Annotated in this window: 12 protein-coding genes and 2 pseudogenes; 6 read left to right on the top strand and 8 right to left on the bottom strand. The window is 45.5% G+C overall.

Going from position 1 to position 14402, the window contains the following annotated elements:
- Positions 1 to 5: 5 nt before the first annotated feature.
- From D0A34_18305 to D0A34_18270, 8 genes and pseudogenes are all read right to left on the bottom strand, one after another.
- Positions 6 to 338: a hypothetical protein gene (locus D0A34_18305; GenBank protein UNU20575.1), complete on the bottom strand. Its 333-nt coding sequence runs from the start codon at positions 336 to 338 to the stop codon at positions 6 to 8.
- A gap of 72 nt (positions 339 to 410) precedes the next feature.
- Complete coding sequence (locus D0A34_18300) at positions 411 to 602, bottom strand: hypothetical protein (protein UNU20574.1); 192 nt, start codon at positions 600 to 602, stop codon at positions 411 to 413.
- 84 nt (positions 603 to 686) lie between these two features.
- Positions 687 to 1334, bottom strand: coding sequence for a hypothetical protein (locus tag D0A34_18295; protein UNU20573.1), 648 nt, complete (start codon positions 1332 to 1334; stop codon positions 687 to 689).
- Between the two features lie 249 nt (positions 1335 to 1583).
- Positions 1584 to 2459: pseudogene (locus D0A34_18290) on the bottom strand (IS630 family transposase).
- A gap of 145 nt (positions 2460 to 2604) precedes the next feature.
- Positions 2605 to 3530, bottom strand: a pseudogene (locus D0A34_18285) (ISKra4 family transposase).
- A gap of 458 nt (positions 3531 to 3988) precedes the next feature.
- Entirely contained in the window at positions 3989 to 4744 is a 756-nt protein-coding gene (locus tag D0A34_18280) for a DUF2232 domain-containing protein (GenBank protein UNU20572.1), read from the bottom strand.
- A 249-nt stretch (positions 4745 to 4993) separates the two neighbouring features.
- Positions 4994 to 5491, bottom strand: coding sequence for a universal stress protein (locus tag D0A34_18275; GenBank protein UNU20571.1), 498 nt, complete (start codon positions 5489 to 5491; stop codon positions 4994 to 4996).
- A gap of 89 nt (positions 5492 to 5580) precedes the next feature.
- Entirely contained in the window at positions 5581 to 6291 is a 711-nt protein-coding gene (locus tag D0A34_18270) for a Crp/Fnr family transcriptional regulator (protein ID UNU20570.1), read from the bottom strand.
- A gap of 618 nt (positions 6292 to 6909) precedes the next feature.
- On the opposite strand from D0A34_18270, the gene D0A34_18265 reads away from it, so the two are divergent.
- The 6 genes from D0A34_18265 to pgsA all read left to right on the top strand — a co-directional run bounded on the left by D0A34_18265 (position 6910) and on the right by pgsA (position 14371).
- A complete protein-coding gene (locus tag D0A34_18265) occupies positions 6910 to 7209 on the top strand; it encodes a hypothetical protein (protein UNU20569.1) in 300 nt (99 codons plus the stop codon).
- Positions 7210 to 7373: 164 nt separating this feature from the next.
- Positions 7374 to 9683: a hypothetical protein gene (locus D0A34_18260; protein UNU20568.1), complete on the top strand. Its 2310-nt coding sequence runs from the start codon at positions 7374 to 7376 to the stop codon at positions 9681 to 9683.
- 53 nt (positions 9684 to 9736) lie between these two features.
- Positions 9737 to 11731 carry a hypothetical protein gene (locus tag D0A34_18255; protein UNU20567.1) on the top strand — a complete coding sequence of 665 codons (1995 nt, stop codon included), beginning with the start codon at positions 9737 to 9739 and terminating at the stop codon, positions 11729 to 11731.
- A gap of 273 nt (positions 11732 to 12004) precedes the next feature.
- Positions 12005 to 12715: a sugar transferase gene (locus D0A34_18250; protein UNU20566.1), complete on the top strand. Its 711-nt coding sequence runs from the start codon at positions 12005 to 12007 to the stop codon at positions 12713 to 12715.
- 83 nt (positions 12716 to 12798) lie between these two features.
- Positions 12799 to 13644, top strand: coding sequence for an ADP-ribosylglycohydrolase family protein (locus tag D0A34_18245; GenBank protein UNU20565.1), 846 nt, complete (start codon positions 12799 to 12801; stop codon positions 13642 to 13644).
- A gap of 208 nt (positions 13645 to 13852) precedes the next feature.
- The gene (gene pgsA, locus D0A34_18240) at positions 13853 to 14371 is read left to right on the top strand and encodes a CDP-diacylglycerol--glycerol-3-phosphate 3-phosphatidyltransferase (GenBank protein UNU20564.1); all 519 of its coding nucleotides are present in this window, start codon (positions 13853 to 13855) and stop codon (positions 14369 to 14371) included.
- The last annotated feature ends 31 nt before the right edge of the window (positions 14372 to 14402 follow it).

Here is a 14402-nt window from a genome sequence, read left to right as displayed (position 1 = left end):
GAGAATCAATAGCGAAAAGGGTCGGCATTTTCGGTAAGTACGCCTACAACAACAGTTGCCACTAGCGCTGCAACTGTCATAGATAAAAGTGCTTGCCGATGCGAGAACGAGGATTCTGCGGGTAAATTAGTAGATTTCAGAGGTCGGATACTGAAGCTCAAGCAGCCGAGCAATATCAGTATAAAAACGTAAATACCTCTGAAGGCCGCGAGGGCTATTTTAACAGTCGCCAAGAGTGTCGAACCTGATTTGAAAGTAATGCCGTAGGCGGATGCGTGATAGCCTTTTCCCAAAAGAGGATACAATAAAGTACCAGAAGATTGATACAAAGAAATCATCCAAGGTAGGAGAAATATTCCTACTAATACTGTCGCCAGCCCGAATTCCCATACAACTTTTAGTTTGGTATTTTAACTAATAAAATAGCAAAGATAGCTAACTGCAAATACAATAGCCGAGGCTGGAATTAGAGAAGATTTGAACGTACAAATTGCGGCGGAAATTAAAGCAATAATACAAGCATTAGAAACCCAAGACTTGCGGTCTATTGCTTTGCTGTCAAGGGTTATAAACCAACTTAAAAATAAAGCTACAGGCAGCATAATACTTGTAGTGTTTGCCTTAGGAACAGCAATCAATAGAACAACTAAAATTGTAAATATTACTCGTATAGTCGAGGCTGAATTTTATTTAAAAAATCCGATAATTAGTCCGATCGTAATTATCAGCGCCAAACCCGGGTCTATGATGTTTAAATTAGTGTCAGAAAGTACGCTGACAATGAAAGTATGGAGAAATGACTGCCCCCCCAAAGATACTATTCTTCTTTCGCTAAAAGGCTCTAGACCCATAGAACCGAGTTGCAGCATTTTGTGGGGAAATACTAAGTAAGCGTGGTAGTCATCGCTGGTATTAAACCCGTCAGCATACACCATGTTGGCAAAGTTGAGTCTGCCTGTATACACCCATCCCGCGTATTGGATTAAAATCAGCAGACTGACAGTCGCAATGCCTGCTAAGATTATTTTATCTTTGCGACTTTCTTGAAATAGCTGTGAGAGATTGTTGGCGATTGATTGTCTGTGATTTACAAAATCTACTAGACAATAAATGAGTCCCAAACCTAAAAAAATTAAAATTGTGGGTGGCGAGATATTCCAAGTTGCGTTTAATACCCCGCCAATGATAAGGCTCAAGGCTATACCCCAACCCGCTCTTTGTCCCCAGTCCGTTTCATGGTTGGGAAAAAGAATGTGGTTGAGGAATTTCCCCCAACCGATTAGGGATAAAAGCAGGCAAATACCGTAGAAGAATGATATTAGGTATGGAACCATTGCTGTCAAAGCCTATTATATTAAATTGTTAACTTTTGGAGGGACGACTTGTTAACTTTTGGCGGTGTGTTATGAATCGTATTTTATCTTAGAATACTGTGTAATTTTTGTCAATATATTGTTTTTTGTAGTCGTCGCTGGAGGATGATTTAAAGGTGATTACTATTGATCGGATTGGATACCGGAGAGAAATTTAGGATTGACGGAAGTGCGATCGCACTTTTGGTAATATAGCAACCGTCAAGGCAGTTAGGACGAAAAGCGCAATACATCTTCGATCGCATCTCGTAAACAATTAAACCGATCAAGTTGTTTGCGGATGCGACTTTTTAACCAAGACCAGCACTGTTCAATGCAAGTTGAGGTCTGGGGAATAAGGGGGTAAGTACAGCAATTGACAGTTTGCATCCTGTATCAGTTGGAAGATGCGACCCCCTTTATGAAATGTGGCATTATCCATGACTAAAACCTGTCCAGGTTCGAGAGTTGGAAGTAAACAAGTTTCCAGCCACATTTCAAACACTGTTCGATTACAGGCTCCTTCAACTGTAAAAGGAGCTATCAGTTTTTGGTTGCACAGGGCAGCAATCATGTTGACCCGCCCCTGGCGCCGTCCTGATTTTAGGCTGTGAAAGCGTTCCCCTTTTTGATTCCAGCCATAATCATACTCGTCTCGATTATCCATGCCAGACTCATCAAGGTACACAATTTGAGATGGGGACAAAGTTGACAACTGCGCTATGAATGCTTGCCGTTTCTCCTCATCTCTTTCACGGTAGCCATAGGTCTTTTTTTTCGAGTAAAGCCAATTTTCTTTAATGCCCGTGAAATAGTGCGATCGCTAATCTCTCCTTCCCACAGTTTTGCCATCTCCACTTGGGTTTTATCCCCGTAAGTTTTAGCAAACTCTCGGAATTTTTCCCAGTCGGTAATTTTATGACCATTACCTTTTGGTTGATTGGGCAATGCTTCAAAGCCCCCTGTTTGGGCTTGTCGTTTCAGCCATAGACCGATCGTGTTGCGGCTAATATTGAACAGTTGACTGGCTTCGGTAATCTTCAAGCCATCGAGCTTTATAGCGAGTATAACCTTTTGGCGAAGGTCGTAACTGTAGGGCTTGGGCATGAGTTGTGCGATCGCGCTTGGCAATTGGGACTACTTACAGTTTATGCCCTAACCGCCTTGGCGGTTGCTATAATAAGGGCTTGGGGAAAAGAGGGCTTTTCGGGAAGAGAGGGGCGATCGGGTGCATCTCAGTTTGCCACATACATCAAGTGGAAAGTTGACCATTGAGATAAGCACAGCGAAGAGAAGGGAGAGAGGAAACACTCTCCACATTCCACTGTGATCCGAATAGTTTCACCATTATTCCAATTCGTTTAATAGTTGAGTCAACTACTGTTCCTGAAGCGATAGAACTTAGGGATTATTATTTATAGAATCGGTAGCTAACTCTTCGGCGGCGATGGGTTTTTAAATAATTGCAGAATGTTTTAAAATATTTTACTTAGACCAATAAATCGCTCCCTACATTAACTTGACCGCACCATAACAGACTTTCTGCTTGCTTTAATCGTTTCCATGAACCCCCTGCTTTGTACAGATTTTCTTGAAGATGATACCCATTTAAAATTGCTTGTGTTTTTTCAGGATATCCAATTTATTGAAATAGGTTTCAAATCCCGCCATGACCATCTCCTATACCATAGATAGGATGTAGCAATTTTTGGGTATTACTCCTATCAATTAAATCTTGATTAGGTTGAAAAAAGGCTCCGCAACAAACATTATCCAAACACAGGGTTTTATAATCTTTATAATAACACGAATCGCCCTTATTTTGGTTACTTAGCCTGGCTTTGCCTCCATCTAAGGTACTTTATTAAACTCCTTGTTGAGAGGTAAGCCATTCAAATTATTGTAGCTTTACTAATATGAGCAATGTACTATGATAAATCTGTAATATTGAGAAATCCCACTACGGATTTTACTGTTAGGGTTCTTCCCGTTTTAATTCCTGATACTGTTGAAAAAAAAGCGACCTAGTTCTGGTTCCACTTCTGATAATATTTTTTGACCTAGAGATTTTTCGATACTTTTAAAAGTTGACAGTTCGGTTGAATGTGTATTTATGTAAAGTATTTCTGCTGCCCCTTTTAAGTATGCTTTTAGCTGCTGTTTATCTTCGGGTGTCATTTTCTTTACCTTATGCTTTTTTTACAGTTTTAGCTAGCTTTTTCATTTTATGCTTTTTTTCAGGGATTTGCTTTCACTGAAATGCACCCGGGGCGATCGCGGGATGTATGTACAAAAGCTACAATTGAAGCTGTCCTAAAAAGTACGGTAAAAACGAAAAATCTATGAGTAAGCTGCGCTGGAATGATCATAGGTTAGATCGAGGACTTACGCAGGCACACTATATGTAGTGTGCCTGCACAAATACGAGGGTGCGCTACTAATCAACCCGATATTGGCTCACAAGTTGGTCAGGATTCAATTAGAACCGTATAAGTAAGATGGCGGAAGTTAATCTGGATCGCGCTGATAAAGTGGAAGACGATCGCGCAGCACGTGTTCTTCAAAATTTTAAGTGCGAGGGCGATTGTTTTTAAAATAATTAGTTATCCCCATTTAATTGGTATAAGGACTCATAATTACTCTTCATAATCGATCAAAACTTGCACCCAGCTTGGCGGCCGCGGGATTGGATTTCCTAAACGATCTAATAGCAGCAAAGCTACTAAATGCACTACAAATAAATAGACAATATTGTTAACCAAAATCATCCCGGCGGCGATCGCCCCAATTGTGTTCAAACTCGGTACATTAAGCCAGCCCAGCTTCACAAACACCCATTCCACCATCTCTGTTACCTGGGCGGTTACGTAAACCCATAGATCTTGACCCACCAACGCTGACAGCAGCCAAAACCGAAAAAAGAAGCCGACAGTACCAATTAGCGCGCCCACACTAATAGAGAGTGACCAACTCGCTTTACGCCTCCAAAGTCCTCCCAGCGCAACTCCCATAATTCCAAAAGGCATCACGTATAAAATGCTCCGCGTCGGGCCCATGAGTACCGACAGCAGCAAACCCGATACCAAAGCTGCCATCCAAGCTGCTCGGTTGCCCCAACGCAAGTAAACTAGGGCGATGGGTATCGGGAAAAAAACCCGCAGCAAAGGCCCCAGCGGAAAGTAATAATTTACCAGCCAAATTAAGCTAGCGGTACTTGCCAAAAAAGCCGTTTCTACCAGCCTTAAAGGCGCTTCCCCAGAGGCGCGCTTCCCCGGGTCGGGATTTGTGCGATCGCCAGCAATTGCTGAAATATCGGCGGTTGGCGGCTCGTTATTTGTACTGGGTGAACTACCCGAATTAGACGCAGCATCTGCTGACAAAAAATCACTCATCCGATTTTAGATTTTAGATTTTAGATTTTAGATTTTACGGGACCTGCGCCCGATACGGCTGATTCCCGATTTTAGATTTTAGATTTTAGATTTTAGATTTTACGGGACTTGCGCCCCATACGGCTGATTCCCGGTTTCACTGTTTGGATGCCTCGCCGCCAAATTTAATATTGCTCGCATAAACCGGGTTTAGGTAGGAACGCAAGTCTTATTTTAGATGGATTTTCTCAGCCAAAATGTTCAGCAGCATTATTTTTCGATTTTGACTTCCTGGATTACAAGAACCGAACAAGATGCGTGGTGAACGACATAATTGCTGACGCTGCCGAGAAAAGCTTCTGTGAACCCAGTGCGGCCGCGCCTCCCCAACACTATTAAATCTGCGCCCCAATTTTCGGCGGATTCACAGATACAATGCCCCGGATCTCCGTTCATTTTGCAGTCAAATTCCACCTGCAATCCTTTTTTTGCTGCGGCGTCGCAGTAATTTTTCAGCAAACCCGAAGCCTGTTTTACATCCCTTTCCAGCCGCAAACGTTGAGCTTGATAAGCTTGCTCCATTAACTCGACATTCATGCCCAAATCTACCGGAATTGGCACTGCCGTCTGACCCACCGTGCTAACAGTAACGCAGTTAAATAGCATCACCTGGGCGCGATCGCTCAGAGCTAATTCTAAAGCTTGAGTGAAGACGCGGTGGCCGAGTTCAGAATCATCTAAGGCGGCTAAAATTTTCTTAAAACTCACAGCTTTACCTCCTGCGGGAAATCATTAATATCAGTTAGGTAACAGAGAGTGCTGTTGAATCTAATTCAAATTAGCAAACTCTGATACTTCTAGACTAACAGACGCTCTAAGGCGTGCAGGTCGGGAATGCACAAAACGTCACGTTCGCGCTGAATAGTTCCTTTTTTTTCCAGCTTGCTCAGCACTCGCGTTACTGTTTCGCGAGCCAGCCCGCTGAGGCTGCTCAATTCTCTGTGTGGCAGGTTGGGAATTTCTGTACCTCCTGTGGACATGATTTTCCCTTGTCCCTCGGCCAAAAATAATAGAATATCTGCTACTCGCGAGGTACTGTCCGACTCTCGCAAACGCAGGCGGCGGTTGACTTGTCGCAGGCGACGGGCCATCAGTTGGGCTAGCCGAATCCCTGCTAGTGGCTCGGTATGAATGAGCTGCACAAAATCCTGAGATGGCATATTGCCGATCAATGTCGGGGCTAGGGTGATCACATCTGTCGATCGGGGTGCTTCTTCGATCGCGGCCATTTCCCCGAATAATTCTCCTTTCCCTAAAATATTCAGTGTTACTTCTTTTCCGTCTAGGTTGTAGGTGCGAATTTTCACCCAACCATCCAATATAAAATAAACTGATGTTCCCCAGTCATTTTCGAGTAAAATCACTTGATTCGACGGATGACTGCGGGTAACGATGTGGACAGTTGCTCTCTCAATTACAGGATCGGGTAATCCTGCAAAAAAAGGAGTAGAAACTATCAATTGATTTATATTGGAATTCGGATCTCGGGTGTTAAAGCGGTCTTCCATGAGGCCATCATTTTAATTTATGCGCTTGAGCTGCGCTGGGCAGTTAGAAATAGCTTGCAGCCGAGTCATTCGATTTGAGATTCAAGATTTGAGAAACAAGGATCTAAAATCGGCAATTTTACCTCTAAAGTTTTGCGGTCAAAGGCTCAATATGGTAATTAATAGCCTCAAGCTCTGATTGGGAGCTAGAAACTAAAGAATATACCATAATTTTTTAGATATATACCACTGAGCAAATTTTATTAACAAAATTTTAGCAATGTGGCAAACGACTGAGCCGCTCGAATTACCTTTGAAAGCACTTCGCTTAGAAAGCTTAACACTGCTGAGAGATTTGTTGTCACTAGGCCCTGCTGTCGAGAAGTCAGAATCGACGAGCACAAGCCTGCAAGCACGGTAGACAGATCCCATATCCGACTGCAAGCCTGAAACCTGGCAAAGGTCAGCACGATCGGCAAAATCCACAGCCATTGCGAGCCTAAAGACTGGCGCTCTTGGCGAGCGAAACCCACCCACTTCCCAGCAAACTTTTCTGCTACCCCAAGATTATTGTACCATTAGTATCTAGCCATGAATATATATAAAAGGCTATAATTAAAGGTTACTCAAACCCAGCATATGGGGACAATCCCGAATCTCGCTATCCCAAATCCCAAATTGTTTGAGGTTTTTTCCAACTCGGTGAAAGATGAAGAGACAGTGGCGCGCCACCATGCTAACGAAACTCGCGGCGACAGTGTGCGGTCCGCCGTTCAAGCAGGTAAAGGCAAAAGTTCGTCGGGATCGCAGCTCTTACGAGCAGGAATCAGCCTCCGGGTCGGGAAACTCGCCCCTGAGCCGCAGAATTTGACAGCACTTGCAATTGATAGCAGCGGGCATTTGGTGCGGAAGTACCGGCTAACCTATCATAGGCAATAGAAGTTATCCGAAGGCAAAACGTTAATTAACAGTTGTCAGAAAATATTAGTGAATTATTGACGGACTCGCATTCAGATTATTCTATCTATTGGCATCGCTGCCGCCTGACTTCAGTCTTTTTTCGGTAAAGTTTCTCCCAAGCCGCATTCCCAGAGGTTCCGCCCTTGAATTCTCAGAAGTACAAAATTCAAGCACTGATTGCTGAGATAGACGAGGTACTCAGCAAGCCCGCACCCCGCTTGCCTTGGACGGGTTCGATCGATACTGTCCACCAGCGCCAACTTTTAGAGCGAGTTCGCGCTTATCTGGTTTCCTCAGACTCAAAGCTAACGGCCGCAAAAGCCCCCGCCCGCCCAAATGTCCGCCCGCAACCAGTTCCAGTGCCAAAAGTGCCTCTGCCCGCCCCTGGCCCCTCAGCTGCAGAGCAAATCATGCTTGCCGTAACCGGAGAAATCAGCCACCTGCGTTCCAGCCTGACAGGGCCGCTCCAAGAAGACATAGAAGCTCTGCGGCAAGAGCAGCAAGCTCTAATTCAAGAAATCAAACAGCTAGAAGCAAAACGGCAGCAGCAACAATCCCTAGCTCAGCAACAAGCCAACCAACAGCAAATCATTGCTGAATTCTTGCAGGTACTGACTACCCGCTTGGAAGAAACCTTGACTAGCGATTTCTCCCAAATTCTAAGTTCCCTAGAAAATCAGTTATTGCAAAGCAACGCAGCAGCTTACTCTTTGGGCGGTGCGGCTGATGAACAATCGGCTATTGACGTAACACTTAACCCACAAACCTCAGAAGAACACCCGCTGCTGACGCCGGCTCAGAGGTTGGAGCAAATGCAACTGTTCCAATCTCATGCTGACAGTCTGCTGATGAGTCTCGATTCTAGGATGGGTATCGTGTTCGAGGCTTTGCAAGCAAATCTGCAAAGCTATCAAGCTTCCTTGAGACAAGAACTCGAAAATATGTACGGTTTGAGTCAGCAGAGCGAGGCGATGTTCGCGACTTTGGTCAACCACTTAGCCGCACAGTTGGGACGAGAAGCATCTTCCTACGTTCAACAGCCGATCAATTTAGCAAATAATCTCGAAACCGTCACCCCAACCGCAGCAGATCAATCTCCTGTCGCTCCCACCCTTTCAAATACTTCGATCGAGCACTCAGCCGCAGAGACTCAGATTGGAGACTCGGTGCAGGAAATTCGCACCGGCGAATTCGGAGAACAAGACAGATTGCCCTACGCCGGTACAGAAATTTCTCCGCAATTCAGACAGTTGAGGCGCGACCGCGACCGCATTCAAGCCCCAATTTTGCTCCCGGAGTTGGAAGATAAATATTTCGGGTGCAGAACCGAAATATCTCGAAATGCAACTCGGTTGCCTGGGGGTGAAGCGGAAAATAAATTAATAGAAACAGGCGAAGAGATTGAGGATTTGTATGCAAGTTTGTTCGCGGGAGAAGCGGTTCCTGAAGTAGAATTACAAATCGAAAGTTTCCCGGTAGAGAATACTGGAAGCGAGGTCAAGAGTGAAGGTGTACAGTATCAAGATGCGGGGGATAATGACACTGCCGACTCGCTAAAAATGACCGAAGATTTGTTTGTAAATCTGCTGGAGGAAGGCGAATCTCTGGAAGAGATTTTAGTAGATGAAGATTCAGACTTTGTAATGGGGAATTCTGTAGACTCTCTAACTTTAGATAGTGCAGATCTATTTGAACCGCAAGTGGCAACAGTACCTCAAGTTTCAGAAGCACCACCCTCAAGTGCTGAGATGCAACTTGACGCGGACGATCGAGAAAATCTAGAAACGGATCAAAACCTCAGCGAGCAGTTCGGCGCTACTGTGCCTCAATCAGCAGCTTTGCCGTTGAGAACGCCTGTAGAAATTAGCCCTCAGCGCCCCAGTGCCGGGCCCCATGTGCCGAGTGCCGGCGATGTTCAAACTGGTGAGTTCGACTCATCCTCGCAGCGGCTCGATGATGGGTACATCCAAGCTTCGCCGGACGAGGATTTGCTGCCGGTCGAGGCATTAGAAGATGACCTCGATCGAGCTCTAAATTTGGACAACAATACTCTGGAACTTTTGGAGGCAGACCTCTACAATCTGGAGGGATTGGAAAATACTAGCTCCCGGCGATCGAATTTCTCAGCCACTAACAGCTTGGATTTATCGGCCAGTTCCCCCGAGGACATTGCAAAAAATCCCTTTGCCGAGGCCGCAGAGGAAGAACTCGGCACGCTGGAGGATTTGTTCTCCGATGTGTTGGAACTCTCATCTGAGGATGAACCCTTTGTTTTGGAAAACGAACTTGAGGAGGATTTGTTTGCAGAGGAAGACGACTCGAATTTGACGCTAGACGAGATTTTGGCTAGTTTGACCGAGACAGATCGCCCTTTGACTGATTCTCCCCCTCCAGAAACTGCCGAAACTAATGAACTGCGATCGAGTCCTCCAGAAAGTAAAAAAAAAACCTAATTTCGACAGAGAGTAAAGCAGAAGTTGTTGAGGGGAAAACCGATTTTAGCGAGTTGGCCGGGACACAGCAGCCAGACTCGGCTGGGCATTCTGCAGCAGGTGCGATCGCCCCCTCCCGAGAACGCCGGAATTCTAGCTGGTATTTGGGTATTGATTTTGGTTCCAGCGGCCTGTCTGCGGCTTTGCTCGATCGCACCAGCGGCCAGTTGCACCCGATTTACTGGGAAGCATCGCAGGCTGAGGCTTGGGCAGCAGACGCCAGCTTTCGGATTCCCTCGGCTGCGGTGCTGGCGGAAACAGCCCCAGGAAGCCCAGCGTCAGAGGTGACAGTCAAGTCGGTGGGATTCCGACCCCAGGCTTTGCCTGCTGGAGAGTTTTTACTGCAAAATTTTAAATTGCCTTTAAAGGTGGGCATTCCTTATCAGCGGGAGGCTGCTGGGATGTACGAACCGCTATTGCAGTGGTCGCCCTTGCAGGCTTTTTCGATCGCCTTGCCGCTGCAAGGTGTGCGGGCACTGCTGGCTACTTTGAATCCGAGTTTGCGGGGAAAAAAATTTGACGGTTCGGGGGAAGTTTTGGATTCTGCACCAAGGGCGATTTTTGCAGGATTGCCAGTTTCCAATTTAATCTGTAGGGCTTCGGGACTAACGCCAGAAACTCTCGATGCGGCGCTTTTAGACTTGCAGGGTGTAGTTTTGGGGACTCCTGCCGGCTGGTCGGATGTTTATATGTTTAATCTGCGGGAGGCGGTTTTGGGCGCGTCTCTTGTGGCTTCTAGTTCACAAATTTTTGTGGTGGAAGATGCGATCGCCACTTTGCTTGCGGCTGTAACTCCTGTGAAAAATGGCATGGAAGTCGAGTCGCCAGCCGTGGATTCTGCTAAGGGCGGTGAAGAAGCTGCACCGCTGAGTGTGAATGCTTCATCTTTTAGCGGGGGAACTTTGATTTTGAATGTGGGCGCGGCGACGGTGGAATTAGCTTTAGTTGAGTTGCCATCCAATCTTCAAGATTTAACTCGTGCTGATTTTACTTGCCAGAGTTTTGGTTTTGCTGGCGATGCTTTCGATCAGGATATTATCTGTCAGTTGTTGGCTAAAAATGAAACGTGGGGAATGTCGATCGATTTGCCACGTCCTGGCCATCCTGATTTGCCGAACCGCTATCAATTGCAGCAACGGTTACAAGGTTCTGCTTTTGGCCTGCAATTGTTAGAGGCTGCAAGGCAAATAAAAGTTATTTTGCAACATCAAAAAAGTTTTACTTTGGATATTGGCCAGCAGCATTGGGATGTGAAGCGCAAAGATTTGGAAAGTCTGGTTTTAGTGCCTTTTGTGCAGCAGTTAAACCGCGAATTGAATGCTTTGCTCAGCCGCGCGGGAATGTCGTCGGCGGGGATTAATCAGGCGATTTGTGCGGGGGGTATGGGTGCTTGGCCTGCGATCGCCCGCTGGTTGCGGCAGAAGCTGCCGAATGCGATCGTGGTTCAAGACCACGAATTGGAGGTCAATCGAGATATTTTTGAGATTCACAATTCTGCATTAAATTCGGTATCTCAAAGTACAAATTTTTCCCAAAAATTTGGTCGAGTTGCCTGCGGGTTGGCGAGTTTGGCTCTCTATCCTCACATTTTGGATGTGTCGCAGCAGCAGTACAGCGACTTTTTTCTGCTGTGGGAATTAATGCAGGTTTTGGGTCAGGAAACTCTGAGCTTTCAGGAAATTTTGCAGTTGTTGGAACGTCAGGGCGTGAATACCCGCACCTGCGAACCCCGGATTTTGGGGATTTTGGAAGGAAATTTGCCGGCGGGACTTGTGCCTGCGGAGGAAGATTTCATGCTGCTGGCCGAGGAGTCGAGGCAAAATCCTGATTGGGAAGCAATTTGGGCTGAGCCGCTTTTCTTTGAAGATGTCTCACGGGGTTATCGTTTGAATCTCGAACACGCCTCTGTTGTCCGCGAATATTTAGGCAAACTCGCCTCTAGCAGCCAGCAAAAATTGTTAGAGCCGCTAACACTTGCTTGGGATGTTGGCACCGATATTTATCGCTAAACGGCAAAAAACCCGGTTTCTCAGTAGAATCCTCCCTGTCTTTCGGGAAGAGTCCTAGTCGAAACCAGGTTTTTTTGGGTCAGGACTAACTTTTTTCTGTATATTTACGTATGTTTACCTAAACTTTATACGTTTTTATAAAAAACACATAGAAACTTTATAAAAGTGTTATTGGTTTTTAAAGATTGTGCAAAGCTCAGCATTTTAGGTTCTGCAGATTTGGGATGGCTAATAAGATGGACGTAAGAGATCGTTAAAGTTGAGACAAATCATATGAAATTTCCGATGGGTGCCTCGTGGAAATCATCATTATCAGAAATGCTGTCCTTATTTTTTCAAGAATTTACTTACGAAGTCTGTGTATCAAAACAACAGCATCACCGATCCGTAACGAGCAAGGTAAAACGGTTAATCGATATTTTGGGCTCGCTGCTGGGACTGGCAATTGCTGCTGCGGTGGCAGTGCCGGTGGCAGTGGCGATGCTATTGGACAATCCGGGCCCGCTGCTTTACAGTCAAGTCCGCTGCGGCTTCAAAGGGCGGCTTTTCAGAATGTGGAAATTTCGATCGATGGTTGTCGGGGCAGAAAACCTCAAACATTTAGTTAGGAACCAAGCCAAGGGTCACATTTTTAAGAATGAAAATGACCCGCGAATTACCCGCGTCGGCCGCTTCTTGCGGTGCACGAGTTTGGACGAGTTGCCTCAATTCTGGAACGTGTTAGTCGGCGACATGAGTTTGGTGGGAACTCGGCCGCCAACTCCTGATGAAGTTGCTGCCTATGACGATTTTCACTGGCAACGTTTAAATGTCAAACCCGGTATGACTGGGGAGTGGCAAGTCAACGGACGGTCTGGAGTTAAAGACTTTGACGAGATTGTACTCATGGATCTCGACTATCAGCGCAAGTGGTCTGTTGTCTACGACATCACTCTGATTTGCCAAACAATTTGGGTTGTCTTCAGTAAAAACGGTGCGTGTTAATAGACTTGCGGTTTTGGGGTGTTATTGGATTTTAAATTTTAGGAAAAAACAGGGGATGAAATAGTAGGAAACGGATTAAATATATGTTAATAGAATTAGCGCTTGGTGATGCTTACGGTGCGGGTTTTGAATTTGTTGACCAGCAGACGATCAAATTGTACAACAATCTCAACGGCTACCTCCAGCATCCCCGTCACGACATCCAGCCTGGATGTTACACAGACGATACGCAGATGAGTTTAGCCGTCGCAGAAGCTATCGTCAGCCGAGAACCTTGGACACCGGAACTTTTAGCCAGCAAATTTGTTGCAGCTTTTCACCGCGATCGGCGAGTTGGTTATGCTGGCAAATTTTACAATTTTTTGCTCCAAGTTCAAGACGGCAAAGAATTCTTAGCAAAAATTCACTCCGCTAGCGATAAAAGCGGATCGGCGATGCGAGCCGGGCCGATTGGCGTTTTTCCTACTATTGAAAAAGTCATTGAAAATGCTACCATTCAAGCTGCCATTACTCACAACACTCCTGATGGCCTTAAAGCAGCTATAGCGGCGGCTTTGATGTCCCATTACTTTATTTATCAGCTAGGTTTAAAGAAGAATTTGGGAAATTTTCTAGAAAAGCACGTAGCTGGTGAGTGGTCGATACCTTGGCAAGGAGAAGTCAGCGTTAAAGGTTTGGTCTGTGTTAGAGCAGCTATTACTGCGGTTATGCGAAATGATAGTATGAGCAAACTGCTCCAAGATTGCATTGCCTTTTCGGGAGATGTCGATACAGTAGCAACTATTGCTTTAGCTGCTGGTTCCTGTAGCAGTGAAATTGCCCAAGACCTGCCAGAAAATCTGGTACAAGGATTAGAAAATAAATCTTACGGTCGAGATTATATCATAGAACTGGATCGACAGTTAATGAATTGCGCGATGGGCTTCTGACTTCTTCCTGAGATAGGTTACATTCGTTAAATCCCTTACACTGTTTCGTTGCCGAACTTCTTTCTATTAGGATTAAGACCAACTGCCACAAATAGGGTTAAATTTTATGTATGTAGTTGCGCTTGGGCGCTCTTTCCTAAGCTCAGAGCGCTAAAGCGCAACTACATACCTTTGTTTAATTTTCCAGTTAACCTTAGTCCTATCTATTATGAATTTGCCTAATTTGATTACTTTCTCTCGCTTACTGGGAGTGCCTTTTCTGCTCTACGGTTTGTACGACCCAAGCCCGCAAAGTCGCTGGATTTGCACCGCGATTTTTGTGGTAGCTGCGGCTACTGATTGGCTGGACGGCTATTTGGCTAGGAAGCTGAATCAAATTACCGATTTGGGTAAGTTTCTCGATCCTTTGGTGGATAAATTGTTGGTTCTCGCGCCGCTTTTAGTGTTGATTGAGTTGGGTCGAGTCCCGGCTTGGGGAGTGTTTTTGATTTTGGGCAGGGAGTTGACAATTGCGGGGTGGCGTGTTAATAAAACTACGATTTCTGGAGCTAATATTTGGGGCAAATTGAAGACGGTGAGTCAGATTGTGGCGATCGCACTTTTAATTGCTCCTCTGTCGGAAGCGTGGAATTTTCCCGCATTTATTGCTTTTTGGGTTTCTGTAGCTTTAACTTTGATTTCTGGCGCTATTTATCTGTGGCCTGAAAAGGAAATAAAGGAAACATAAGGGGGAGAAAGTTAATTGTGTGAATGCAAGT

Origin of the sequence: Microcoleus vaginatus PCC 9802 (genome assembly GCA_022701275.1) — a bacterium.
GTDB classification, from domain to species: domain Bacteria; phylum Cyanobacteriota; class Cyanobacteriia; order Cyanobacteriales; family Microcoleaceae; genus Microcoleus; species Microcoleus vaginatus_A.
Note: the sequence above shows the minus strand (reverse complement) of the source record. Positions and strands in the feature narration are given on the sequence as shown.

Coding starts and splice junctions, on each gene's coding strand:
- D0A34_18265 (UNU20569.1), top strand. CDS start 6,910: ATGGGGACAATCCCGAATCTCGCTATCCCAAATCCCAAATTGTTTGAG.
- D0A34_18270 (UNU20570.1), bottom strand. CDS start 6,291: ATGGAAGACCGCTTTAACACCCGAGATCCGAATTCCAATATAAATCAA.
- D0A34_18300 (UNU20574.1), bottom strand. CDS start 602: ATGCTGCCTGTAGCTTTATTTTTAAGTTGGTTTATAACCCTTGACAGC.
- D0A34_18245 (UNU20565.1), top strand. CDS start 12,799: ATGTTAATAGAATTAGCGCTTGGTGATGCTTACGGTGCGGGTTTTGAA.
- D0A34_18280 (UNU20572.1), bottom strand. CDS start 4,744: ATGAGTGATTTTTTGTCAGCAGATGCTGCGTCTAATTCGGGTAGTTCA.
- pgsA (UNU20564.1), top strand. CDS start 13,853: ATGAATTTGCCTAATTTGATTACTTTCTCTCGCTTACTGGGAGTGCCT.
- D0A34_18250 (UNU20566.1), top strand. CDS start 12,005: ATGAAATTTCCGATGGGTGCCTCGTGGAAATCATCATTATCAGAAATG.
- D0A34_18295 (UNU20573.1), bottom strand. CDS start 1,334: ATGGTTCCATACCTAATATCATTCTTCTACGGTATTTGCCTGCTTTTA.
- D0A34_18305 (UNU20575.1), bottom strand. CDS start 338: ATGATTTCTTTGTATCAATCTTCTGGTACTTTATTGTATCCTCTTTTG.